A 24,465-nucleotide genomic window follows, 5' to 3' on the forward strand; every position below is an offset into this window, starting at 1 on the left:
GACAGGGTTGCGAGAGGCTAAACCATTTCAATGTGGGCGGCAGCGTGCGACGGAGCTTGGGCTTTGTCGTTCCTGACGCCTGCGTGCGGCCCATTTCCCATATAGACCAGCAAAGGGAGTAGGGAATTATGAAAACGAAATTACTGATGTCGGCGGCGGCCATCGCGGTGTTGATGGCTGGCGGCGTGGCGAATGCGCAGAGTCCGGGCGGTGCCCGTGGTGAAAGCCCGGCAGCGGGCACAAGCGGAGGCGCGTCTGTCGGAGGCGCGGCATCGGGTGGCGGCATGTCCGCGCCGTCCGCGAAGGGTGCTGCAGAAGGCGGCGCGTCCGGTGCTGTCGAGTCGCACGGCTCGCAGAAGAGCGGCATGAGCGCGCAGGGTGAAGGCAGTGCCAAGGGCCATGCGCGAGAAGCGCAGGACAACAAGATGGGCAAGTCGCCCAACTCGCACACGGCAACCGACAGTAAGAACAGCGAACAGATGAACAAGAACACCGCCTCGGATTCGAAGTCCGGCGCGGAGAGCAAGACGACCGGCAACGCGGCCACGGCCGCGAAGGCGGCGCCGCCTGCTGCGAAACGCACCCAGATCACCACCGCTATCAAGCAGGAGAAGGTGACGGCGGTGACCAACGTGAACTTCAACGTCTCCGTCGGAGCGCGTGTCCCGGCATCGGTACACTTCTATCCGGTCCCGGCAAGCGTGATTGCGATCTATCCGGAATGGCGAGGCTACGAGTTCATTCTGGTGGGAGGCCGTTACGTGATCGTAGCGCCTGAGACCCACGAGATCGTCTACATTCTGACCTGACGCTTGTGAGGAGGGTTCGGCTTGTCCGAGCCCTCCCGCATGCGCGAAATGATTCCTTACCAGAACGCCGCCGCATCAAGGCGGCGTCGTACATTCCGGTTTTTGATAAAATGCGGACCGTCGCAGGTGAGAGCATACCTGCTGGCGGTCATGAATCGTGTGCAGCACAAAAACTTGTACGTTGCGTCATAGCCATGAGTTTAGAACTCATGTAAGTTTCGTCCGACTACTTCCTGGATATGCCGTGGGGTAGAAACTGATGACGCTACGTCGTGTTCTTCTGACAGTGGTGGCTGTCGGAATTCTGGTTGTGCTGGGTGGCTACGCGCTGATGTGGCGCCCTGCCATTGCACCGGCCGCTACCAGCGCAAAAGCCCAAATGGATCGGAAAGCGATCGATCACGGAGCAGAGCTTGCCGCGATCGGAAATTGCGCCGATTGCCACACATCCGCAAACGGTGCTGCCTATGCAGGCGGCCGGCCCATTCCCACTCCTTTCGGCACGATCTACGCCAGCAACCTGACGCCCGATGGCGAGACCGGTATCGGCTCGTGGTCGGAGGAGGCATTCAAACGCGCGATGCGTGACGGCGTGGATCGTGAAGGGCGGCAGCTTTATCCGGCGTTTCCCTACGATCATTTCACGCATGCAACGGATGCGGATATCCACGCGATTTATGCGTTCCTGATGAGCAAGCCCGCGGTGCGCAACGCCGTGCTGGCCAACGATCTCGCTTTCCCGTTCAGCTTCCGCCCCATCGTCGCGGGCTGGAAGCTTCTGTTCCTGCACCGCGATGGGCTGGAGCCTGATGCCACCAAGAGCGCCGAGTGGAATCGCGGGCGTTATCTGGTCGAGGGTCTTGGCCATTGCGGCTCCTGCCACACGCCGCGCAACGCACTCGGCGGCGAGAAGAGAGGTAGCGCCTATGCCGGTGGCGCTGCGGAGGGATGGAATGCGCCGCCTTTGAACGCCTCGCTTGTCACGGCACACAAATGGACCGTCGATCAGTTGGCCGAATATCTCTCCACCGGCTGGCACAGGCTGCATGGCGCGGCCGCCGGACCGATGGCCGATGTCGCCAAGAATCTCGGCCGCGCATCGCAGGGTGATGTCCGAGCGATTGCGACCTACATCGCTAGCCTTTCGCCGGGGGCGGAAGACGCGAAGGCGGCAGTCCCCGTCGGCGGCAAGGTTCTGACGGACCAGTCGGCCGATGTGGTGGCGATCTACAACGGCGCCTGCGCCAAGTGCCACAACGACAGGCACGATGTCGGCCCGTCGCAGGCGATCTCATTGTCCTACAGCACGGCCGTTCAGCAACCGCAATCCGCCAATGCCGTTCGCGTCGTCATGCACGGCATCGAATCCTACCGCACCGACGGCGGACCTTACATGCCTGCATTCGCAGGAGTCCTGACGGACGCGCAGATTGCTTCGGTCGTTCAATATGTACGTGCACGCTACACCGATCAGCCGCAATGGACCGACGTGAAGTCCCAGATCGCCAAAGCCCGGCAGGAAGGAGCCCAGCCATGAAGGTTTCGCTGCATGTCAATGGCAAGTCGCAGGAGATCGATGTCGCCGATCCCTCGACGCCGCTTCTATATGTTTTGCGCGACAATCTCGGGCTGCACGGTCCGCGCTTCGGTTGTGGTCTTGGACAGTGTGGCGCTTGCATGGTCCACATCGACGGACGCGCGACGTTTTCCTGCGTACTGCCGGTCACGGCGGTCGGCGACCGCAAGGTCACCACGCTTGAAGGCCTGATGGAAGGCGGTAAGCCGAACAAGCTGCAGCAGGCCTTCATTGATGAAGAGGCGGCGCAGTGCGGCTACTGCATCTCCGGCATGGTGATGCAGGCGCAGGCGCTTCTCAACAAGACACCAAATCCGACGGATGAGGATATCCGGCGCCATATGGAGCCGAACCTCTGCCGCTGCGGCACGCACGCCGCGATCATGCGCGCGATCAAGCGCGCCGCCATTGCTTGAGGAGGCTGTCATGACTCTGCATCTCAAGCCGTCCCGCCGCGATGTTCTGAAGGGGACCGGTGCGCTGGTCGTGGCTTTCTCGCTCGCGCCTCCGTCCGAGGCGTTTGCGCTGGCGGGCGATGCTGCGACGGCCAAGCCGGTCGCGCTCGATCAGGTCGATACGTTCCTGGCCATCGACGACAAGGGCATGGTGACGCTTTATTCGGGGAAGGTCGATCTCGGCACCGGCATCCGGATCGGCTTGCAGCAGATCCTCGCCGAAGAACTCGATGTGCCTCTGGCGAACGTCAACACTATCGAGGGCGACACGGCTCTCACGCCCGATCAAGGACCGACCTATGGCAGTCTGTCGATTCAGGCGGGGGGCATGCAGATCAGGCAGGCTGCCGCGACGGCACGAAGCGTGCTGCTCGATCAGGCCGCGCAACGGCTCGGCGTCGCCAAGGACGATCTGACCGTTGCCGATGGCGTGGTCACGGCGAAATCCGGTGGTGGAAAGGTTGCCTATGCTGAGCTGATCGGCGGCAAGGCCTTCATGCTGAAGGTCGATCCGGCGGCGCCTGCGAAAAATCCTGCCGACTACAAGATCGTCGGCAAGCCGATCGCGCGACGCGATATTCCGGAGAAGCTCACCGGCAAGTTCACCTATATGCAGGATTTCCGCGTACCGGGAATGCTGCATGGAAGCGTGGTGCGGCCGCCGACTATCGGGGCGACCTTGCAAAGCGTCGATGAAAATTCGGTCAAGGACATTCCGGGTATCGTCAAAGTCATTCGCGACGGGAATTTCCTCGCTGTCGTGACGGAGACGGAATGGGCGGCGGTGCGGGCCGCGCGCGAGATCAAGGCGACGTGGTCGAAGTCCGAAACCTTGCCGGATCAGGCGAAGCTCTGGGAGCATGTGCGTTCGACCAAGATTGTGAAGGACGACGTCACCAGCAATATCGGCGACAGCGCCGCCGCGATGGCTGCCGGGGGCAAGACCGTCAAGGCGTCCTATGACTTCGCCATCCACACCCATGGCTCGATCGGGCCGTCCTGTGCGATTGCCGAATTCAAGGACGGCAAACTGACTTGCTGGTCCGCGTCGCAGGCGACCCATAATCTGCGCAAGCAGCTTGCGATGATGATGAAGATGCCGGACGAGGACGTACGCTGCATCTATGTCGATGGTGCGGGTTGCTACGGCCGGAACGGGCATGAAGATGCTGCGGCTGACGCTACATTGCTCGCGAAGATCATGGACAAGCCCGTCCGCGTGCAGTGGTCGCGTGCCGACGAACACGGCTGGGATCCGAAGGGGCCACCGACCTTGATTGATCTACGGGCAAATATCGATGCGTCCGGAAATGTCACTGCCTGGGAAAGCGAGTTCTTCATCCCGCAGGGCGCGGCCGGCATGGTCGATCTGGTTGCCGCGACGTTGAGTGACCGTCCTGTCGTGGGCAAGCTGGCGCCGGGCGGCATCGTCAACGACTCCGCGATCGGGTACAAATTTCCGAACATCAAGACCGTCTGTCACCGACTGGAGACGACGCCGTTCCGCCCGTCCTGGATCAGGACGCCGGGACGCATGCAGAACACCTTCGCCAATGAGAGCTTCTTCGACGAAGTCGCCGCTGCGCTGAATGCGGATCCGCTGGAGCTTCGCGTTAAGTACACCGATCCTGCCGACAAACGCGGCCTCGAAGTGCTCGACCGGCTGGCGAAAGTTGCGAAGTGGGAGAAGCGCGCCTCGCCCCGCAAGGACATCAAGGGTGACGTGGTGCAGGGGCGCGGCGTCAGTTACGTCAAATACGAACTGGTGCGGACCTACGTCGGTCTGGTGGCCGATGTCGAGGTGGATCGCACCTCCGGCGATGTCCGCGTCAAGAAGGTCTATGTGGTTCACGACTGCGGCCAGATCATCAATCCGAACGGCGTCCGCGCGCAGATCGAAGGCAACGTGATTCAGACCGTCAGCCGCACGCTGAAGGAAGAAGTCATGTTCGACCGCGGCATGATCACGAGCCTCGATTGGGCGAGTTATCCGATCCTGCGTTTCTCTGAACTGCCGGAACTCGTGATCGAGTTGATCGACCGGCCGACGGAAAAGCCGTGGGGCGCGGGTGAACCGACAGCCGCTCTGGTTTCATCGGCGATCTCCAACGCGATTTTCGATGCGACCGGGGCGCGAGTGCGGTCGGTGCCGTTCAAGCCCGAAAAGGTCAAGGCCGCGCTGCGCGCGACCTGAGTTCAACACGATCCTGTAAGTGAGCTTGATCCATGCCTGAAAACTGGGGCCCTGCTTTTGCGGGGGCGGCCCCGGATGGATGGACTGCGCTTCAGTGTGTATAACGGCCTGTATCCGATACCGGCGGTCGGGTCATGTCACGGGCCGCGACCTCAATCAGGAATACAATGGGCGTCATCACTTCTCTCACTTCGCTCGACGATGCGCTGAAGCGTTTGCTTGAGGGACTTGAGGCCGTTCCTGTCCTCGACAAGCCCATTGATGAGGCTCTGGGCCGGATTTCCGCCGGGCTGACGGCGCCGGGTCCGCTGCCGGTCGGCGCCGTTGCAATGATCGATGGCTGGGCTGTCCGCTCGCTGGATATTGTCGGCGCGTCTTCCTACTCACCGGCGTTCTTGGCCGAGCCGCCTGTCTGGGTCGAGACTGGACAACCGCTTCCTGAGGGATGCGACAGTTTGGTTGAACCCCAATCTCTCAATCGGGAGAGCGGGATTTTTCAGGCTGTCGCCGAAGCGCGGCCGGGGCAGGGCGTGCGCCGCGCGGGAGACGAAATTGCCGCGAAGTCACTCGTCATAAAGCCCGGACAGAGGATCCGGTCCCTCGATCTCCTGATTGCAACCAGACTGGGCCTGCGTTCGTTATCGGTGCGGACGCCGCGCCTGCAACTCGTCAATGTGACGAGCGCAAGCGGTCAATCGTCCACGGCGCAGTACATCGCGTATCTTGCGGAGCAGGCCGGCGCGGCTGTGACGAGAACGGATTCCGATGCGCGAACCGCGCCGGCGATCACTTCAGTGTTGAATGCGTCGGAAGCCGACCTGATCGTGACTGTCGGCGGTACGGGCACGGGAAAGACGGACGCAACGATCGATGCGCTTCAGAGCGCCGGTGTCGCCATCACGCACGGCATTGCCATGATGCCGGGACGAACCGCCGCGATCGGCTATTTGAGGAGCGTGCCACTCATCGCGCTGCCGGGAATGCTGGAAGATGCTCTGGCTGCCTGGTGGACATTGGCTCTGCCGGTGCTGGACCGGTTAACGATGCGGCAGCGGCCGACCACGGCCCGGCCCATCGCGCGAAAGATCGCCTCCGCGCCGGGTGTCGCCGACATCGTCTTGCTCGGAAGCGAAGAAGAAGCGTGGATGCCGCTGTCTGTCGGGGAACTGCCGTTGCAGGCGCTTGCGAACGCGGATGCGTGGATGCTCGTGCCCGGCAACAGCGAAGGATTTCCTGCAGGAGCGCTTTGCCCTGCCTATCCGCTAGGCTAAGACATATATAGCCGATATGCAGCATAACGATTTCCGCCAGACGAGGTATGCGCCGTGAGCGTTGACCAGGAACAGTTTCTGACCGTGTTGTCTCGCGAGGATGCGTTGGCTCGCTTCGAGGCCGCACTTTTCCCGCGGCGTCCAGTGACGGAGCAACGCGCTCTGGCGGATGCCATTGGCTGCGCGCTTGCGCACGACGTCGCTGCGCCGATCGATGTGCCGCCTTTCGACCGTTCGAATGTCGACGGATTTGCCGTTCGTTCTTCCGATCTGAAAGACGCCACGGGCAACCGGCCTGCGCGTCTCGCGCTGAACGGCGAGGTGATTGCTTGTGGCGTGGCGCCACAATTGATCGTCACATCCGGCACCGCGACGCCGATTGCGACCGGCGGGCCGGTGCCGCGCGGTGCGGACGCCGTGGTGATGATCGAGCATACCCAGCCTGCTGGTGAAGGCGCGATCCACATCGACCGCACGGCGTCGCCGGGACAGTTCGTCTCCTATGCGGGGTCGGACATCGCACGCGGCGAAGTGCTGTTGCGCGCGGGAACGATCATCGGCTCGCGCGAAATCGGCATGCTCGCGGCCTGCGGCATCCCGCAGATCTCTGTCGTGCGCAAGCCGAAGGTGGCGGTCGTGTCGACCGGCGATGAACTCGTCGCGCCCGGGCAGAGTCTGCGGCCTGCCGCGATCTACGACACCAACGGCCCGATCGTCTCGGCTGCCGTGAGCGAGAATGGCGGCATCCCGTGGTTCGCCGGCTCATTTCCCGACAACGAGGCTAAGCTCGAAGCGGGTATGCGCGCGGCGCTTGCCAACAGTGACATGCTGGTGCTGTCGGGAGGCACGTCGAAGGGCTCCGGCGACGTCTCGCATCGTATCGTGTCGCGGCTCGGCCCGCCCGGCGTCATCGCTCACGGCGTGGCCTTGAAGCCGGGCAAGCCGCTGTGTCTTGCGGTCTGCGACGGCAAGCCGGTCGTGGTTCTGCCGGGTTTTCCGACTTCCGCGATGTTCACCTTCCACGACATGATTGTACCGGTGCTGCGGCGCATGGCGGGTCTTCCGCCGCGCGCGGACGCCAAGGTGCAGGCGCGCGTGCCGGTTCGGATCGCATCCGAGCTTGGCCGCACCGAATTCGTGATGGTGTCGCTGGTGGAAGGCGACGATGGATTGATCGCCTATCCTTCGGGCAAGGGTTCCGGCGCGATCACGGCCTTCGCGCAGGCCGATGGCTTCCTGCGGATCGATGCGCTTGCGGATCAGATGGCCGCTGGGACCGAAGCGGAAGTGACGCTGTTCACGCCGCATGTCCGCGTGCCGGATCTGGTGATTATCGGCAGCCACTGCACCGGCCTCGATATTGTCACGGCGCCGCTGGCGCGCGCCGATCTGTCGGTGCGTTCGATTTCCGTCGGCAGCCTCGGGGGTCTCGCTGCGGCAAGCCGCGGCGAATGCGACATGGCGCCGATCCATCTGCTGGATGAAAAGACCGATGTTTACAACGCGCCGTTCCTCAAGCCCGGTCTCGAACTGGTGCCGGGGTATCGGCGCATGCAGGGCATCGTGTTCCGGCGGGGCGATTCCCGTTTTGAGGGACTTGATGCTAGGGCTGCGGTGAAAGCCGCACTCGCCGATCCCGCATGCATGATGGTCAATCGCAATCAGGGCGCGGGAACGCGCATCCTGATCGATCGTCTGTTGGGCGGCGCGCGACCTGATGGTTACTGGAATCAGCCGAAATCACACAATGCGGTTGCCGCCGCCGTCGCGCAGCATCGCGCGGACTGGGGCATGACCATCGCGCCTGTCGCGTATGCCGCCGGACTAGGCTTCATTCCGTTCGCGGAGGAACACTACGATTTCGCACTGGTCACGGCCCGGAAGAACCGGCCGGGCGTCGCAGCTTTTCTGGAATCGCTCCGCGCCAAGGAGACGAGGGCGGCACTCGAACAGGCGGGTTTTCATCCGGTCTAGAAAACGGCACCACCGGACGATCCGGTGGCGCCGTTTGTTGTTCGGGCGATGTGATTCGTATCTTAAGCGTTCGGGTCGTTGGCGTTCGGATAGAACAACTGCTGACCGTTGATCTTGTAGTCGGCAATGGTCTTCTGGCCTTCCGGCGAAACCAGCCAGTCGATGAACTGCTGCCCGAGATCGGCCTTGACGTTCGGATGCTTCGCCGGATTGACCAGCATCACGCCGTACTGGTTGAACAGCCGCTTGTCGCCCTCAACCGCGATGACGAGATCGCCACGGTTCTTGAACGATAGCCATGTGCCGCGATCGGAAATTACATAGGCGTTCGAGGCCGAGGCGGTGTTGAGCGCCGCACCCATGCCCTGGCCGATGTCCTTATACCAGGGGCCCTTGTCCTTCGCGATGTCGATGCCCGCGACCTTCCAGAGCTTCAGTTCGGCGATGTTGGTGCCGGAGCGATCGCCGCGCGAGATGAACGGCGCGCCCTTTTCCTTGATCGTCTTCAGCGCGGCGACGATGTCTTTGGTGCCCTTGATGCCAGCCGGATCGCTCTTGGGTCCGATGAGGACGAAGTCGTTGTACATCACCGGGTAACGCTTGGTGCTCTGTCCTTCGGCGAGGAATTTTTCTTCCGCGGATTTAGCGTGCACGAAGACCACGTCGGCATCGCCGCGCCGGCCGGTGTCGAGCGCTTGACCGGTGCCCTGTGCGATCACTTTCACGTCGATGCCGGTCTTCTGCTTGAAGGCGGGCAGCAGGTGGCCAAACAGGCCGGAATCCTGCGTCGATGTGGTCGACGCGACGACAATCGACTTGTCCTCGGCCGAAGCCACCGTCATCGACAGAATGCCGAGGACGGCCAACGCAGCGAGCGTATGCAATCGTTTCATGTGGTTTCCTTTTCTAGATCAAAAGCTCTCCAGCGATAAACCGCTGCCCATCGCTGGTTACCGGGGCGTTGAAGAAATTTGCCGAAGATCCGGTTTCGACGATGCGTCCGTGATTGAGGAAGACGATGTCGCCCGCGAGTCTGCGCGCTTCACCGAGATCGTGAGTGGACATGACGATCTTGATATTCTTTGCCGCTATCGCTTCGAGAACATCTTCGATGGCTTTGGTGGAATAGGGATCGAGCGCGGCCGTCGGCTCGTCGAGAAACAGCACCTCGGGATTGCGCGCCAGCGCGCGGGCGAGGGCAAGCCGTTGTTGTTCGCCGCCTGACAGCTTGCGCGCGGGCCGCTCGCCAAGCCCGGACAGCCCGACCATTGCAAGAAGCTCCGCTGTACGCTGCTTCCAGAGATCGCGGCTGATATTTGCGCTTGCCAGTGCATATTCGATATTGGCGGCGGCGGTTCGCCGCAGCATGGCTGGGCGCTGAAACACGATGGCGCGGCGTTGCGGTGCGACGCGTTCCTGTCCACCCCAGGTCACGGCTCCGCTGGAAGGCTGCAGAAGTCCCATCGCCACGCGCAGGAGTGTTGTCTTGCCCGACCCGTTCGGGCCGATCAGTACCGTCGGGGCGCCGTTGGAGAATTGCAGCGTGATATCCGTCAGGATCGGGACGCCACCCGCGACGACGCTGACATGCTCCAGCGCGATGGGAAGATCGGATGTCATGGCAAGCATCGTCATACACCCGAGAAGCGTGCGCCGAGCCGCTGTGTGCTCCACGCAAGCGCGTTGACCAGAATGATGATGCCGACCAGCACCGCGCCCAATGCGATGGCGCGTGGAAGGTCGCCCTTCGAGGTTTCAAGCGCGATCGTCGTCGTCATGGTGCGGGTGAAGCCGTCGATGTTGCCGCCGACGATGATGATGGCGCCGACTTCGGCGGCGGCGCGGCCAAACCCGGCGAGCAGCGCCGTCGTCAAGCTGAATCGGCAATCCCAGATCAGCGTTGCCGCGCGAGACGCGACGCCGATATTCATTGCCATCAGTTCGTCCCGATACTCGATCCATGCGTCTTCGATGGTTTGCCGTGTCAGCGCCGCAATGATCGGAGTCACCAGCAAAGTCTGCGCAACGATCATGGCTGTGGGTGTGAACAGAAGTCCCCATGAGCCAAGCGGACCCGAGCGGGATAGGCCGAGATACACGACGAGACCCGCGACGACCGGCGGCAGACCCATCAACGCATTGATGACGACGATAATGAACGTGCGGCCGGGGAAAGCGTTGAGGGCGATGACAGCTCCGAGCGGCACGCCGATCAACGCGGCCCATGCAACCGCCGACAGGCTCACGAACAGCGACAGCCCGATAATCTGGAACAGGCCGGCGTCAAACGAGCTGACAAGTTCAAAGGCGGAGGCGAGATTGGACATTGGCACACTGAAACGGAACCTGGCGGCGCAGCCGTCGGTTCACACGGAGTGAGAGAAATGACGAATGACGAAAGAGAAAACGATCTTCCCGGCGCATGGGTTCATGGTGGCAAACACGGCGGCTCAAAAGACGGTCCAAAGCCGCCATCGTAACCAGATAAACGCGACCGCGATCCGCACCACAAGGGGGGGAAGATAGGGTCGATCATAAAACAGAATAAACGAAGATAGATTGATGGGTCTACGATAGCCAATTCAAATAATAAGGCTCGTTTTCTTGAGTCCGCGGTAGAGCAAGTTATTGATGGTACATCAACTGTTTGGCATGCTGACCGGGTCGGCTTCCCTGAGGGTTCCATGCCCGGCGGTAACGTTGTCAATTTAAAAACAAAAGGCAGTCGGCGGCCAAAGGTTGTGACTATTTATCACAATCCGGCGTCCGGCATCTCGCGGCAGGTTCTGGCGTTGCTTCTTGCGAGCGGAGAAGCGCCGATTGTCGTCGAATATCTGAAGACGCCGCCGAGTCCCGCTCGCCTGAAATATCTGGCGCGCAAGATGGGCGTGCCGGTGCGACGGTTATTCCGCAAATCCGTGCGGTTCGCGGACTTCAACCTCAGCAACCCGAAGTGGACCGACGATGCGCTGCTCGACTTCATGTCCCGCGCACCTGAGTTGTTGGTTTACCCGATCGTCGAAACCCCGAAGGGGGTCAGGGTGTGTCGGCCGCCGGATAGCGTGCTGCCGCTTTTGAACGCGCCGGTTAGCGATGCCGTCAGTAGCGGCATTCTGTCAGCCGATTTTACAGCTGAGGAACTCAACAGTTCCTTGCATATCGTATCCCAGCAGCGGTATGACTTGTTGAAAGATAGAGGCATTCTAATGAGCCACGACCAAGGACCCCAGAAAGTCATCCCGTTCGAGCATCCCGGTGAGGGAAGGCGGCGAGCAAAGCCAACGCCAAAAGGTCGCCAGATCGATCCGAAGGCGAGCGAGGAAATCGAATTCCTGCTTGAAGGCAAGTCGCGCCGCCGCGACATGCTGATCGAGTACCTCCATCTCATTCAGGACAAGTGGGGCCAGATTTCCGCAGCCCATCTTGCCGCTCTGGCGGACGAGATGAAGCTCGCGTTCGCGGAAGTGTTCGAGGTCGCGACCTTCTACGCGCATTTCGATGTGGTGAAGGAAGGCGCGCCGGATATCGCGCCGGTCACCATCCGGGTTTGCGATTCGCTGACCTGCGCGATGCTTGGTGCGGAAGCCCTGATGAAGGAGCTGAAGAACAAGGCAGGTCCCGGCGTGCGCGTGGTTCGCGCGCCGTGCGTTGGCCGCTGCGACACGGCGCCGGCCGCGGAGGTCGGACACAACTTCGTTGATCACGCGACGGTCGATAACGTGCTGGCCGCGCTCAAGCAGCACGACACCCATGTTCATGTGCCCGACTATGTCGAGTACGAATCCTATATCGCGCAGGGTGGCTATACGCTGCTGAACTCCCTGCGTTCCGGCAAAACGTCCAAGGAAGACATCCTCAAGGCGCTTGAAAGCGCTTCGCTGCGTGGCCTCGGCGGCGCAGGCTTCCCGACCGGCCGCAAGTGGCGCGCCGTGCTCGGCGAACCCGGCCCGCGCCTGATGGCGATCAACGGTGATGAGGGCGAGCCCGGCACGTTCAAGGACCGCTTCTATCTCGAAACCGATCCGCATCGCTTCATCGAAGGCATGCTGATCGGCGCGCATATCGTCGAGGCGGCCGAAGTCTACATCTATCTGCGTGACGAATATCCGGCGAGCCGTGAAATTCTGGCGCGTGAAATTGCCAGGCTCCCGGCAGGCGGCCCGACGCTGCACCTGCGGCGCGGCGCCGGTGCCTATATCTGCGGCGAGGAATCCGCGCTGCTGGAAAGCATCGAGGGCAAGCGCGGCATGCCGCGTCACAAGCCGCCGTATCCGTTCCAGGTCGGCCTGTTCGGACTGCCGACGCTCATCAACAATGTCGAGACTCTGTGGTGGGTGCGCGACATCGTCGAGAAGGGTGGCGAATGGTGGCAAGCGCAGGGCCGCAATGACCGCCATGGGCTGCGCAGCTATTCGGTATCCGGCCGTGTGAAGAATCCGGGCGTGAAGCTGGCTCCGGCCGGGGTCACCATCACGGAACTGATCGAGGAGTTCTGCGGTGGCATGGCCGATGGTCACAAATTCCGTGCCTATCTGCCGGGCGGTGCATCGGGCGGCATTCTGCCGGCTTCGATGAATGACATCCCGCTCGATTTCGGCACGCTCGAAAAATACGGCTGCTTCATCGGCTCCGCCGCCGTCGTCGTGTTGTCCGATAAGGACGACGTGAAAGATGCGGCGCTCAACCTGATGAAGTTCTTCGAGGACGAGAGCTGCGGACAATGCACGCCATGCCGAGTCGGAACCCAGAAGGCTGCGGCTCTGATGGAAACCCGCGCTTGGAACCGCGATCTGCTCAACGAACTGAGCCAGACCATGCGCGATGCCTCGATCTGCGGATTGGGCCAGGCGGCCTCGAATCCTCTCACGTCAGTCATTAAGTACTTCCCTGAAGAATTCGCGCCTCAGGAGGCTGCAGAATGAACAAGATTCAATTCGAACTCGACGGCCGTCAGGTCGAAGCAGCGCCCGGCGAATCCATCTGGCAGGTGGCGAAACGGGAAGGCACCGAAATTCCGCATCTGTGTTACTCGCCGGAGCCGGACTATCGCGCCGACGGCAATTGCCGCGCCTGCATGGTGGAGATCGAGGGCGAGCGCGTGCTCGCGGCGTCCTGCATGCGGATGCCGACGGTTGGCATGAAGGTGAAGTCGGCCAGCGAACGCGCAAAGTCCGCGCGCAAGATGGTGATGGAGCTTCTCGTCGCCGACCAGCCGGAGCGCGAAACCTCGCACGATCCGGACTCCAAGTTCTGGCACTGGGCCGACAAGGTCGAGGTGACGGAGAGCCGCTTCCCGGCGGCTGAGCGCTGGAGTGGCGATCACAGCCATCCGGCGATGAGCGTCAATCTCGATGCCTGCATCCAGTGCGGCCTGTGCGTTCGCGCCTGCCGCGAGGTCCAGGTCAACGACGTTATCGGCATGGCGTATCGCAACCATGACGCCAAGATCGTGTTCGATTTCGACGATCCGATGGGCGAATCCACCTGCGTGGCGTGCGGCGAGTGCGTGCAGGCGTGCCCGACAGGCGCACTGATGCCGTCGGCGCTGCTCGATGAGCAGCAGATCACCCGTACCGTTTATGCGGACAAGAAGGTGGACTCGCTGTGCCCGTTCTGCGGCGTCGGCTGTCAGGTCACCTATCAGGTCAAGGACGAGAAGATCATCTACGCGGAAGGCCGCAACGGTCCTGCCAACCATAACCGCCTCTGCGTCAAGGGACGCTTTGGCTATGATTACATCCATCACCCCCATCGCATCACCAAGCCGCTGATCCGGCTGCCGAACGCGAAGAAGGATGCGATGGATCAGGTCGATCCGGCCAATCCGTTCACTCACTTCCGTGAGGCCACGTGGGAGGAGGCGCTGGACGTCGCCGCCAAGGGTCTTGTGAAGATCCGCGACGAGAAGGGCGTCAAGGCGCTTGCCGGTTTTGGTTCGGCCAAGGGATCGAACGAGGAAGCGTACTTGTTCCAGAAGCTGGTGCGCACTGGCTTCGGCTCCAACAACGTCGATCACTGCACGCGGCTGTGCCACGCTTCGTCGGTGGCGGCGCTGATGGAAGGCGTCAATTCAGGTGCTGTGTCGGCGCCGTTCTCGGCTGCCCTCGATGCGGAAGTCATTATTGTCATCGGTGCGAACCCGACCGCCAATCATCCGGTCGCGGCGACGTTCTTCAAGAACGCCGCCAAGAAGGGCGCGAAGATGATTATCATGGACCCGCGCAAGCAGCCGCTGTCGCGCCATGCCTACAAGCATCTGCAGTTCAAGCCGGGTGCTGACGTGGCGATGCTGAACGGCATGCTCCACACCATCATCAACGAAGACCTGACGGACAAGCAGTATATCGCCGGTTATACCGAGGGCTTCGAGGAGCTGAAGGCGAAGATCCAGGAATTCCCGCCGGAGAAGATGGAAAAAATCTGCGGCATTCCGGCCGAGACCCTGAAGGAAGTTGCCAGGCTTTACGCCAAGGCGAAGTCGTCGATCATCTTCTGGGGCATGGGCGTCAGCCAGCATGTTCACGGCACCGACAACTCGCGCTGCCTGATCGCGCTGGCGCTTATCACTGGCCAGATCGGCCGTCCGGGCACGGGCCTGCACCCACTGCGCGGCCAGAACAACGTGCAGGGCGCCTCCGACGCAGGCCTCATCCCGATGCTGCTGCCGGACTACCAGCCGGTCGGCCGCGCCGATCTGCGTGGCGCCTTCGAGAAGGTCTGGGATCAGGAGATCGATCCTGTTCCGGGCCTCACCGTCGTGGAGATCATGAACGCGATCCATGCGGGCACGATCACCGGCATGTATATCGAGGGTGAAAACCCGGCGATGTCGGACCCCGACCTCCAGCACGCCCGTGAGGCGCTTGCCAAGCTCGATCATCTCGTGGTGCAGGATCTGTTTGTGACGGAAACGGCCTTCCACGCCGACGTGATCCTGCCGGCATCCGCATTCGCGGAGAAGGTCGGTTCGTTCACCAACACCGACCGCCGTGTCCAGATATCGCGTCAGGTGGTGAAGCCGCCGGGTGATGCGCGTCAGGATTTGTGGATCATCCAGGAAATCGCGAACCGCATGGGCTGCGGCTGGACTTACTCCGGCGCGGCTGATGTCTTCAACGAGATGGCGCAACTGATGCCGTCGCTGAAGAACATCACGTGGGAGCGCCTTGAGCGGGAAGGCGCGGTCACTTATCCGGTGGACGATCCGCACAAGCCGGGCAACGAGATCATCTTCACCACGGGATTCCCGACCGCGAGCGGCCGCGCCAAGATCGTGCCCGCACGCGTCACGGCGCCGGACGAAGTTCCGGACGAGCACTATCCGATGGTGCTGTCCACCGGTCGTATCCTCGAGCATTGGCATACCGGCTCGATGACGCGCCGTGCCGGCGTGCTCGACAGCATCGAGCCGGAGGCGACAGCCTTCCTGTCGCCGAAGGACATGCGTCGCCTCAAGATCTGGCCGGGCGATTTCATCCGGCTTGAAACGCGCCGTGGCGCGATCGAGGTGAAGACGCGCTCCGACCGTGACGTGCCAGAGAACATGGTGTTCATGCCGTTCTGTTACGCGGAAGCGGCGGCCAACCTGCTCACCAACCCGGCGCTCGACCCGTATGGCAAGATTCCGGAATTCAAGTTCTGCGCCGCGCGCGTGGAAAAGATCGATATCCGGACTGCCGCAGAGTAAAAGCTCTCGATGCGATTTAAAAAGCCGCCCGGTTGGGCGGCTTTTTTTATGCTGTCCTGTTTGACGCGAGTTGATGCCGTGCCATTGCCACAGGCTTATTTGTAAACGAGCGCGATCGCGAAGCGTGAGCCCATGATGAAAAGGTAGAGGCCGAAGGCGATCTCCAGCGCCCGCTTCGACATCAGATGCGCGGCCTTCGCGCCAAAGGGTGCGGTCAACAGGCTGCTCGGCATCACCATGATGGCTCCGATCAGCGAGATGTAGCCGATCGCCAGCGGAAACTGCAGGATGGTGGTCGCAGGGAATTTCGCGGCCGCCGGCCAGCCTGCGTAGATGTATCCGATCGTGCCGGGAATCGAGATCAGGACGGCGATGCCCGATGATGTCGCAACGGACTGGTGGATTGATCTGCCGTACATCGTCATCAACAAATTCGAGAACAGGCCGCCCCCGATACCCATCAGGGTGGAGAGAATGCCGATGATGAATCCGTAGATGCGCATCAACGGGCCTGTTGGGAATGCGTCGCCGATCTTCCAGCTATCCTTGCCCAGAATCAGGCGTACGGCCGCCGACCATGCCACGGCGACGAACACATATTTGAAGACCTGCTCAGGTGCGTAACGGGCAATGAGCGATCCGGCGGTAACGCCGATCAGAATCGGGATCGTCCATGTTCGCAAGATATTCATGTCGACGCTGCCGTGGCGGCGATGCTCCAGATAGGAGCGGACGGCGGTTGGAATGATGATCGCGAGCGAGGTTCCCACGCAGAGCGGCATCCGCGTTTCGAGCGGCACGTCCATGATTCGAAACAGCTCGTAGAGCACCGGCACGAGGATGGCGCCGCCGCCGACGCCGAACAGGCCTGCCAGAAATCCCGCCAGCGCCCCCCCCGCGATCAAAGCTATTGCGAGCTCAATAATTTCCGCGGTGGGCAGTTGGGGCATGTCGTCACCTGATGATTTGCCGAGGGAGTATACGCGCTTCCGGGAACCGCCAACGATTGCATCTTTGCGATGCACCAAAATCGAACATCAAAGGAACTTTTCAGCAAAAAATTTCATCTAATAAAAACATGCTCTGCTATGTGAAAATTTGTTTGACCCTCAGCGCTATCGGAGGCCTGAATAGAAAAAACAAACTAGGCAATCGGGGAAGCACATGAACGAGGAGCGCGCCGAAGTTCGCGGGATCATGCCCGCCCGTCCGCCCATCGGGCGGGACAAGGGCGGCATCCAGGCACTGGACCGCGCCTTCCTGATTTTGGACATCATCGCGGATGCCGGCGGCGAGGCAAAACTCACCGACATCGCCGCGACCGCAGGTCTGAACGTCTCGACCTGCCACCACCTGATCTCGACGCTCTACAACTGGGGCTATGTCGCGCGCGGGATCGGCAGCCGGACCTACACGCTCGGTTCTCGCATTCTGCATCTCAGCGCCGCCTGTCTGCGCCAGGTCGATCTGCCGCGCCGCGCGCAGCTTTACGTCGATCGCCTCAACGACGAGACGCGCGAAGCAGTGCAACTCGCGGTGATGCAGGGCACGGATCTGATGAACGTGCTGCGCCGCGATTCCCGTTATGCGGTGCGTGTCGATGCAGGCATGGGTGGAAAGACCAACGCCGCCCATGCGACCGCCACCGGCAAGGCCATTCTCGCCTGGCTGCCGCCGACGGAAGTCGAGCGCATCGTTGCGACTCACGGACTGACGGCGTTCACGCCGAACACGATCACCAGCGTTGAAAATCTCACGGAAGAATTGCGGCTGACGCGTCGCAACGGCTTTGCCGTCGATCGTGAGGAATTCCAGCCGGGCGTGATCTGCATCGGTGCCGCCGTCCGCGACCATGCCGGCGCGGTGGTTGGATCGATCAGCGTGTCATCTCCGATCTTCCGCGCCACACCGGAATATCTTGACCAGATCCGGACCCACCTCATCGCAGTGACCGATGAATTGTCGATGGAACTGGGCGCGCCGGGTGCGATCCTTCATGGCGGCGCGAAACCGGCCGCCGCCGAATAGCAACAACAATCTCAGGGAGAAAACGATGTATCAGCACGACAAGGTCAAAACCTCGCCCGATTTTCCGATCCCGGACACCATGCGCGCATGGATTCTCGGCGACCCCGATCAGCTCTCGCTTGGCACCAAGCCGGTGCCGGTGCCGAAGAGGGCGGAAGTTCTGGTGCGCATCGACGCGGTGGCGATCTGCGCGACCGATCTTGAAATCATCCATCACGGTCCGCCTGCGATGATCCAGGGCGGCCTGCCGTACAACAAGAACTTCACGCCGGGCCATGAGTACATGGGAACGGTCGTGGCGCTCGGGCCGGGCGTTGACGAGTACAAGATCGGCGAGCGCGTCACGGTGGAAATCCATGCGGGCTGCGGCCAGTGCAAGCGCTGCCGCGAGGGCATGTACACCTCGTGCCACAACTACGGCCTGAACTACGGCGATCTCGACAAGGGACATCGCGCTAACGGTTTCACGACCGACGGCGGCTTCGCTGAATACGCAGTCAACAACATCAACACGCTGGTGCGCGTCTCCGACGCGATGTCGGATGAAGAAGCCACGCTAGTGGTGACGGCAGGCACCGCGATGTATGGCCTGACCGAACTTGGCGGCTTGATCGCGGGCGAGAGCGTCGTCGTCACGGGACCGGGGCCGATCGGCCTGCTCGGCGTCGCGGTTGCCAAGGCGCTGGGTGCGCAGCCGGTCATTCTCACCGGCACGCGCGATAATCGCCTGCAGATCGGCAAGGAACTGGGCGCGGACTACGTCATCAACGTCAACAAGGAATCTGACGTTGTCGGCAAGGTGCGCGAGCTGAACGGCGGCAAGGGCGTCGATTATGTGGTCGAGTGCTCGGGTGCGCCGAACGCGATCAACGAGGCGGCGCGCATGGTCAACCGTGGCGGCCGTATCTGCCTCGCGGCTTTCCCTGGCAAGCCGGCCGAAGTCGATATCGCGCACCTCGTCCGCAACAACATCTACGTCTTCGGCATTCGCGGCGAAGGCAAGAGTGCCACGCACCGCGCGGAAGCGTTTATGGCGCAGAAGCGTTTCGATGCGACCAAGGTGCATACGCACACTTTCGCGCTCGAGGATCTTCCCGAGGCGCTGCGTTACGCCCGCGAGCGCGTCGAGGATGCCATCAAGGTTGTGGTGAAGACCCGCGGACATGCCGCGCTCAACAGCATCGCTGCGGAGTAAGGCCAAGCGGAGACGGTCATGTTGACCTGCGATACCTACCTTAGCCCCGGTTCGCTGAACGAAGCATTGGCGGCTGCTGCCGCCAGTGCCGGTCAGTTCCGTTTTGTGGCCGGTGCGACCGATCTCTTGCCGTGGGCGAGGGAAGGCCGCGCGGGTGACGTTCATGTGCCTTTGATGATCGACATCGCCGGCGTGCCGGAATTGAAGACCATCAAGGTGCAGGGCGATCGCCTTTGGCTGGGGGCGGCGACGCCGTTCCAGCGTTTTCTCGATCGCGCCGAATTGATCGAGATGGCGCCGGGCATGCCCGACTGCGCGATCTGGTTCGCGGACAGCCAGATTCGTGAATCGGCGACGATTGGCGGCAACGTCATCAATGCCTCTCCGGCGGCCGATGGCATTCCGCCGCTGCTCGCCGCCAACGCGATCGTCGAGTTGGCTGCTTTGCGCGACGGCGGGATTCGCCGTCGCCGGATGCCGCTGTCGGAATTCCTGCAAGGCCCCGGTCTGACGTCGGCCGAGCACGACGAGATTTTGCTCGGTGTCGAGTGCGACGCGCTGCCCGGTTATGGCGGCGCTTTTGAAAAGGTCGGGCACCGGCGCTCATTGGTGATTTCGGTGGTCTGTCTCTCCGCGCTGGTCCGCATGGACGCTTCGCGCCGCTCGTTTCAGGACGTCCGGCTTGCGATCGGCGGCGTCGGCCCGATGGCCCGGCGGATGACCGCGATCGAGGAGCGGTTGAAGGGGCAGGCAGTGTCGGTCGAACTGCTGCGTGCCGTCATGGCGATGTGTGACGAATTCATTCAGTCGCGCAGCCGTCAGGAATATCGAAAGCAGGTGACGCCCGGCTTCCTGGTGCGGGCGCTTGCGAAGGCAATGAAGAAAGCAGGCGCCGACGAGAACGCCTGCGCGATTGCAGAGGAGGTCGCCAATGGCTGACCTGTTATCCATCGAGGCGACCGTCAACGGCCGCCGCGTCAAAAAGAATGTCGATCCGTCGCAGCGCGCGCTGGATTTCCTGCGCGACGATTTGAACATGACCGGCACCAAGGAAGGCTGCGGCGCCGGTGAGTGCGGAACGTGCTCTATTTTCGTCGATGGGGCGCTGGTGAAGTCGTGTCTGCTGCCCGCGGCGAAGCTCAAAGGCAAGACGGTCGATACGGTCGAAGGCCTTGCGAAGTCCGGCGAAATGTCGGCCGTGCAGAAAGCCTTTCACAAGGCCGGCGCCAGCCAGTGTGGCTACTGCATCCCCGGCATGGTGATGGCGGCCACCGCGGCGCTGCGCCTCAACCCGGATGCCGACCGCGACGAGATCAGGGAACGGCTCGGCGGCAATATCTGCCGCTGCACCGGCTATCAGAAGATTTTCGACGCCGTGGAAATGGCGCGCGACTTCCTCAACGGAAAATTGTCGGCGGCGGCGTTCGACGATCTGGACAAGGAAGACGGCAAGTATATCGGCGTCAATATTCGCCGCATCGATGCGCCGTCCAAGGTGACCGGCGCGCTGCGCTATGCCGGCGACATGGTGTTGCCGGGCATGCTGCATGTGCAGGTCTTGCGCAGCCCGCATCCTCATGCGCGGATAGTTTCAATTGATACGGCTGACGCCGAGGCGGTTCCGGGTGTGGAGGGGATCGTCACCTGCGCCGATGTGCCGGGGCAGGATGGGTTCGGCGTGTTCGTCGCCGATCAGCCGATCATGGCGCGCGACAAGGTGCGTTATGTTGGCGAAGCGATCGCGGCCGTCGCGGCGGAGACGCTTGCTGCTGCCCGTGAGGCGGTCAAGAAGATCAAGATCGAATACGAGTTGCTTCCAGCGGTGTTCGATCCGGAGGAGGCGCTGGTTTCCGGTGCGCCGGTGCTGCACGACTACGCGCCCGACAATCTGGTCAAGCATATCCCGATCTGCAACGGCAACGTCGAGGAGGGGTTTGCCAAATCTGACCTGATCGTCGAGCAGACCTACGAGACGCAGCAGGTCGAGCATGCCTACCTCGAGACTGAGGCGGGCGTCGCCTATGTCGATCATGACGGCGTCGTCACGGTGCATTCGCCGAGCCAGAACGTGACGCACCACCGCCACATGCTGTCGCGCATTCTCAATCTGCCGATCAACAAGGTCCGCATGATCATGAGCCCGGTCGGCGGCGGTTTCGGCGGGAAGGAAGACATGATCTATCAGGGCATGCTGGCGCTGCTCGCGATGAAGACGCGCCGTCCTGTGAAACTGGTGTTCACGCGCGAAGAATCGATGGCGACGACCGCCAAGCGCCATCCGTCCCGCACCACCTACAAGATGGGCCTGACGAAGGACGGCAGGATTCTCGCGTCTCAGATCAGCATCATCTACGACGGCGGTGCTTACGGCATGTCGACCGAAGGTGTGGTCCGCAAGGGTGTGATCCTGGGTGGCGGGCCGTACAACGTGCCGAATTTCCGGATCGATGGTTACGGCGTCTACACCAACAACACGCCCTCCGGTGCCTTCCGCTCATTCGGTTCGTTGCAGTCGCAGTTCGCGACCGAAACGCATCTCGATATCTGCGCCGAGCGGCTGGGAATGGACCCGTTCGAGCTGCGCCTGAAGAATGCGATGCATGCGGGGGATCGCACGCATACCAAGCAGGTTCTCAACTCCTGCAGTATGGAGCGCGTGCTGACGGCGGCGCGTGATGCGTCGCATTGGGAGGCGGGCACGCCGTCCGTTCGCGGCGGCAAGCGCGCCGATCTCGGCGGCGAAGGAACGCGCCGTCCATGCACCGTGACTCCACGCGAACCTGTGCCTGCCGAAGCTGAGCCTCTGAAACAGCGAGGTGCAGCATGAGCGTGAAGAAACGCGGCCGCGGCATGGCCGGCGGCTGGTATGGCATCGCGCGAACCGCGGCGGTTGACCGGGCTGGGACATGGGTCGAGATCGACGACGGCGGCACGGTGAAAATCGTGACCGGCGTCACCGAAATCGGCGAAGGTATCCTTACCGTACTGGCGCAGATCGCGGCGGAAGAAATCGGCGTCAAGCCCGAAAACGTAGTGATCGGTGACAACGACACCGCGCGCTCGCCGGAAGCGGCGCATGCGGGTGCGACCCGCCAGACCTACATGATCGGAAATTCGGTGGCGATGGCGTGCCGCGAGGCGAAAGGCCGTTTCGTCGGCGCGATGGCCGAGATGTGGGACGTTCCGCCTGAGACGATCGAGACGGGCAATGGCTACGTCTGGGCGACGGAGACGAACCTGCGCGAAACGATGGCGGAAGCCGTCGAGCACATCAAGAAGCGCGGCGTGGTGGTGGTGGGCTCGGCCAATTTCACCGCGCATCACACCGGCCTCGATCCAGTCGATGGCAGCGGGAGGCCGTGGCAGTCTTATGTGTTCGGCTGTCAGGTCGCAGAGGTCGAGGTCGATACGCTCACCGGCGAAGTCCAGGTGCTCGGCATATGGGCCGCGCACGATGTCGGCCGCGCTGTCAATCCGCGCGGCGTCGAAGGTCAGATCGAAGGCGGCATCGTTCAGGCGCTCGGGCAGGGCCTGATGGAGCATTACCAACTGGCGCAGGGCCACACGACGACGCCCGGCTTCGCCAAATACATCCTTCCGACATCGCTCGATGTGCCGCATGTCACGTCCGTCATCGTCGAAGACCCGGATCCGATCGGGCCGCTTGGGGTCAAGGGCATCGGTGAACCCGCGATGGTGCCGACGATCCCAGCGGTGATGAACGCCATTTACGACGCTGTCGGCGTCCGGATCACGTCTCTCCCGGCAACGCCGGAGAAAATACTCGAAGCGCTCGCAAAGAAGCGCCAGGCAGCACCGTTCGGTGCGTAACGCTCTGATTGGGGAATTGGAGGAAAGTCGATGACGGCAACATTCGCTGAAAGTGAAAATAACAACGTCGCAATGACAAAAGCGCTTGCTGCGAAGAAAGCGGCGGAAAAACGTCCTTTTTATCGCAAACTCTATGTTCAGGTTCTGATCGCCGTCGCTCTTGGCGCGGCGCTCGGTCATTACTACCCGTCTTTCGCGGTGCCGCTGAAGCCATATGGCGACGCATTCATTCGCGCCATCAAGGTCGTTGTCGCGCCGATCATCTTTACTACCATCGTCGTCGGCATCGCCAAGATGGGCGACATCCGCAAGGTGGCGAATGTTGGCCTGAAGGCATTGATCTATTTCGAGGTTGCCTCGACGATCGCGCTCATCATCGGCATGGTCGTCGGCAACGTCTGGAAGGTCGGGCAGGGCATCAATGCCGATCCTTCATCTTTCGATCCGAGTACCGTTGCGGCCTATGCCAAGGTCGCCCACAACCTGACGCTGACCGACTTCTTCATGTCGATCATTCCGAAGTCGTTCCTCGATCCGTTCGTTCACGGCGATATTCTTCCGGTTCTGTTCATTGCGATTCTGCTGGGTGTGGCTCTCAGCTTCGCAGGTGAGCGTGGCAAGCCGATCGTCTCGTTCCTCGATTCCGCGTCCGTCGCCCTGTTCGGCATGGTGCGGATCATCATGTACTTTGCACCGATCGCAGCCGGTTGCGCGATGGCATTCACTATCGGCAAGTACGGCTCGAAAACACTTGTCGACCTCGGCGAGCTTGTTGTCTCGATCTATATCGTCAGCATCCTGTTCGTGGCGATCGTGCTCGGCGGTTTTCTGAAGTTATGCGGTTTCAACATTTTCCGCGTACTGAGCTATTTCAAGGATGAAATCCTGTTCGTCTTCGCGGCAACGTCCGCCGAAACGATGATGCCACGTTCAATGCAGAAGCTGGAAAAGCTCGGCGTCTCGCGCGAGGTTGTCGGTCTGGTGATGCCGGGCGGGTTCTCGTTCAATATGGATGGTACGGCTATCTACATGACAATGTCCGTTCTTTTCCTGGCTCATGCGTTCAATGTCGAACTGACCATCTGGCATCAGCTTGCCGTACTCTTCGTGATGCTCTTCACCTCAAAGGGTGCAGCGGGCGTGACGGGTGGTGGTTTTGTTGCGCTGGCGGCGACGCTGCCGGTCGTCAACGCGGTGCCTGTAGCGGGTCTCGCGCTGCTGCTGGGTGTCGATCGGTTCATGGCCGAAATCCGCGCAGCGACCAACCTGACCTCCAACATCATCGCAACGCTGGTTGTCGGCCGCTGGGTTGGGGCCATCGATATGGACGTGGCGAAAGCCGAATTTGCCACCGGCTTTGTCGAGACCGACGAGACGCGTGCTTGGGAAAATCCTCATGCAGAGATGCAGGCGGCCGAATAAGTGCGCGCCAGGAAGTGAAAGGA

The 24,465-nt window shown here is 61.7% G+C and carries 18 protein-coding genes and 1 pseudogene; 15 read left to right on the plus strand and 4 right to left on the minus strand.

Annotated features, from left to right (window positions below; translation table 11 throughout):
* Positions 1–128: 128 nt before the first annotated feature.
* The 6 genes from AC1RNA_RS14995 (at position 129) to AC1RNA_RS15020 (ending at position 8,279) form a co-directional block, all read left to right on the plus strand.
* Positions 129–809 carry a DUF1236 domain-containing protein gene (locus tag AC1RNA_RS14995; RefSeq protein WP_492951611.1) on the plus strand — a complete coding sequence of 227 codons (681 nt, stop codon included), beginning with the start codon at positions 129–131 and terminating at the stop codon, positions 807–809.
* 259 nt (positions 810–1,068) lie between these two features.
* Complete coding sequence (locus AC1RNA_RS15000; RefSeq protein ID WP_492951612.1) at positions 1,069–2,346, plus strand: c-type cytochrome; 1,278 nt, start codon at positions 1,069–1,071, stop codon at positions 2,344–2,346.
* Positions 2,343–2,801: a (2Fe-2S)-binding protein gene (locus AC1RNA_RS15005; RefSeq protein WP_009340502.1), complete on the plus strand. Its 459-nt coding sequence runs from the start codon at positions 2,343–2,345 to the stop codon at positions 2,799–2,801. Before AC1RNA_RS15000 ends, AC1RNA_RS15005 begins: the two co-directional genes overlap by 4 nt.
* A 10-nt stretch (positions 2,802–2,811) precedes the next feature.
* Positions 2,812–5,034: a xanthine dehydrogenase family protein molybdopterin-binding subunit gene (locus tag AC1RNA_RS15010; RefSeq protein ID WP_492951613.1), complete on the plus strand. Its 2,223-nt coding sequence runs from the start codon at positions 2,812–2,814 to the stop codon at positions 5,032–5,034.
* 167 nt (positions 5,035–5,201) lie between these two features.
* Positions 5,202–6,305: a molybdopterin-binding protein gene (locus tag AC1RNA_RS15015; protein ID WP_492951614.1), complete on the plus strand. Its 1,104-nt coding sequence runs from the start codon at positions 5,202–5,204 to the stop codon at positions 6,303–6,305.
* A gap of 54 nt (positions 6,306–6,359) precedes the next feature.
* A complete protein-coding gene (locus tag AC1RNA_RS15020; protein WP_492951615.1) occupies positions 6,360–8,279 on the plus strand; it encodes a molybdopterin biosynthesis protein in 1,920 nt (639 codons plus the stop codon).
* A gap of 62 nt (positions 8,280–8,341) precedes the next feature.
* Here the strand turns inward: AC1RNA_RS15020 and AC1RNA_RS15025 are convergent, their stop codons facing one another.
* The 3 genes from AC1RNA_RS15025 to AC1RNA_RS15035 are packed head-to-tail and all read right to left on the minus strand — an operon-like array spanning position 8,342 to position 10,606.
* On the minus strand, positions 8,342–9,172 hold the full coding sequence (locus AC1RNA_RS15025) for an ABC transporter substrate-binding protein (protein ID WP_009340510.1): 831 nt from the start codon (positions 9,170–9,172) through the stop codon (positions 8,342–8,344).
* Between the two features lie 13 nt (positions 9,173–9,185).
* A complete protein-coding gene (locus AC1RNA_RS15030) occupies positions 9,186–9,908 on the minus strand; it encodes an energy-coupling factor ABC transporter ATP-binding protein (protein WP_156786908.1) in 723 nt (240 codons plus the stop codon).
* A 2-nt stretch (positions 9,909–9,910) separates the two neighbouring features.
* Positions 9,911–10,606 (minus strand): ABC transporter permease, encoded by a 696-nt coding sequence (locus AC1RNA_RS15035; protein ID WP_048756636.1) that lies wholly within the window; start codon positions 10,604–10,606, stop codon positions 9,911–9,913.
* Positions 10,607–10,963: 357 nt separating this feature from the next.
* On the opposite strand from AC1RNA_RS15035, the pseudogene AC1RNA_RS15040 reads away from it, so the two are divergent.
* The 3 genes and pseudogenes from AC1RNA_RS15040 to fdhF form a co-directional block, all read left to right on the plus strand.
* Positions 10,964–11,335, plus strand: a pseudogene (locus tag AC1RNA_RS15040) (arsenate reductase family protein); the annotation flags it as partial.
* 150 nt (positions 11,336–11,485) lie between these two features.
* A complete protein-coding gene (locus AC1RNA_RS15045) occupies positions 11,486–13,201 on the plus strand; it encodes an NADH-ubiquinone oxidoreductase-F iron-sulfur binding region domain-containing protein (protein WP_048757033.1) in 1,716 nt (571 codons plus the stop codon).
* On the plus strand, positions 13,198–15,966 hold the full coding sequence (gene fdhF / locus AC1RNA_RS15050) for a formate dehydrogenase subunit alpha (protein ID WP_492951616.1): 2,769 nt from the start codon (positions 13,198–13,200) through the stop codon (positions 15,964–15,966). Before AC1RNA_RS15045 ends, fdhF begins: the two co-directional genes overlap by 4 nt.
* A gap of 95 nt (positions 15,967–16,061) precedes the next feature.
* Here the strand turns inward: fdhF and AC1RNA_RS15055 are convergent, their stop codons facing one another.
* Entirely contained in the window at positions 16,062–16,916 is an 855-nt protein-coding gene (locus AC1RNA_RS15055; protein ID WP_492951617.1) for a sulfite exporter TauE/SafE family protein, read from the minus strand.
* Between the two features lie 214 nt (positions 16,917–17,130).
* Between AC1RNA_RS15055 and AC1RNA_RS15060 the strand changes: the two genes are divergently transcribed.
* The 6 genes from AC1RNA_RS15060 to dctA are packed head-to-tail and all read left to right on the plus strand — an operon-like array spanning position 17,131 to position 24,442.
* Complete coding sequence (locus tag AC1RNA_RS15060; RefSeq protein WP_492951618.1) at positions 17,131–17,994, plus strand: IclR family transcriptional regulator; 864 nt, start codon at positions 17,131–17,133, stop codon at positions 17,992–17,994.
* 25 nt (positions 17,995–18,019) lie between these two features.
* Positions 18,020–19,189, plus strand: coding sequence for a zinc-dependent alcohol dehydrogenase (locus AC1RNA_RS15065; RefSeq protein WP_009340523.1), 1,170 nt, complete (start codon positions 18,020–18,022; stop codon positions 19,187–19,189).
* Between the two features lie 18 nt (positions 19,190–19,207).
* The gene (locus tag AC1RNA_RS15070) at positions 19,208–20,128 is read left to right on the plus strand and encodes an FAD binding domain-containing protein (protein ID WP_492951619.1); all 921 of its coding nucleotides are present in this window, start codon (positions 19,208–19,210) and stop codon (positions 20,126–20,128) included.
* Positions 20,121–22,016, plus strand: coding sequence for a molybdopterin-dependent oxidoreductase (locus AC1RNA_RS15075; protein WP_492951620.1), 1,896 nt, complete (start codon positions 20,121–20,123; stop codon positions 22,014–22,016). Before AC1RNA_RS15070 ends, AC1RNA_RS15075 begins: the two co-directional genes overlap by 8 nt.
* Positions 22,013–23,020, plus strand: a complete 1,008-nt coding sequence (locus AC1RNA_RS15080; protein ID WP_492951621.1) for a xanthine dehydrogenase family protein molybdopterin-binding subunit — start codon at positions 22,013–22,015, stop codon at positions 23,018–23,020. Before AC1RNA_RS15075 ends, AC1RNA_RS15080 begins: the two co-directional genes overlap by 4 nt.
* Before the next feature lie 30 nt (positions 23,021–23,050).
* Entirely contained in the window at positions 23,051–24,442 is a 1,392-nt protein-coding gene (gene dctA / locus AC1RNA_RS15085; protein WP_082156999.1) for a C4-dicarboxylate transporter DctA, read from the plus strand.
* Positions 24,443–24,465: the final 23 nt, after the last annotated feature.

This window comes from Afipia sp. GW821-FHT14H12 (assembly GCF_058803465.1).

Coding starts and splice junctions, on each gene's coding strand:
- fdhF (WP_492951616.1), top strand. CDS start 13,198: ATGAACAAGATTCAATTCGAACTCGACGGCCGTCAGGTCGAAGCAGCG.
- AC1RNA_RS15045 (WP_048757033.1), top strand. CDS start 11,486: ATGAGCCACGACCAAGGACCCCAGAAAGTCATCCCGTTCGAGCATCCC.
- AC1RNA_RS15005 (WP_009340502.1), top strand. CDS start 2,343: ATGAAGGTTTCGCTGCATGTCAATGGCAAGTCGCAGGAGATCGATGTC.
- AC1RNA_RS15030 (WP_156786908.1), bottom strand. CDS start 9,908: ATGCTTGCCATGACATCCGATCTTCCCATCGCGCTGGAGCATGTCAGC.
- dctA (WP_082156999.1), top strand. CDS start 23,051: ATGACGGCAACATTCGCTGAAAGTGAAAATAACAACGTCGCAATGACA.
- AC1RNA_RS15060 (WP_492951618.1), top strand. CDS start 17,131: ATGAACGAGGAGCGCGCCGAAGTTCGCGGGATCATGCCCGCCCGTCCG.
- AC1RNA_RS15065 (WP_009340523.1), top strand. CDS start 18,020: ATGTATCAGCACGACAAGGTCAAAACCTCGCCCGATTTTCCGATCCCG.
- AC1RNA_RS15000 (WP_492951612.1), top strand. CDS start 1,069: ATGACGCTACGTCGTGTTCTTCTGACAGTGGTGGCTGTCGGAATTCTG.
- AC1RNA_RS15010 (WP_492951613.1), top strand. CDS start 2,812: ATGACTCTGCATCTCAAGCCGTCCCGCCGCGATGTTCTGAAGGGGACC.
- AC1RNA_RS15055 (WP_492951617.1), bottom strand. CDS start 16,916: ATGCCCCAACTGCCCACCGCGGAAATTATTGAGCTCGCAATAGCTTTG.
- AC1RNA_RS15075 (WP_492951620.1), top strand. CDS start 20,121: ATGGCTGACCTGTTATCCATCGAGGCGACCGTCAACGGCCGCCGCGTC.
- AC1RNA_RS15015 (WP_492951614.1), top strand. CDS start 5,202: ATGGGCGTCATCACTTCTCTCACTTCGCTCGACGATGCGCTGAAGCGT.
- AC1RNA_RS15025 (WP_009340510.1), bottom strand. CDS start 9,172: ATGAAACGATTGCATACGCTCGCTGCGTTGGCCGTCCTCGGCATTCTG.
- AC1RNA_RS15035 (WP_048756636.1), bottom strand. CDS start 10,606: ATGTCCAATCTCGCCTCCGCCTTTGAACTTGTCAGCTCGTTTGACGCC.
- AC1RNA_RS15070 (WP_492951619.1), top strand. CDS start 19,208: ATGTTGACCTGCGATACCTACCTTAGCCCCGGTTCGCTGAACGAAGCA.
- AC1RNA_RS14995 (WP_492951611.1), top strand. CDS start 129: ATGAAAACGAAATTACTGATGTCGGCGGCGGCCATCGCGGTGTTGATG.
- AC1RNA_RS15080 (WP_492951621.1), top strand. CDS start 22,013: ATGAGCGTGAAGAAACGCGGCCGCGGCATGGCCGGCGGCTGGTATGGC.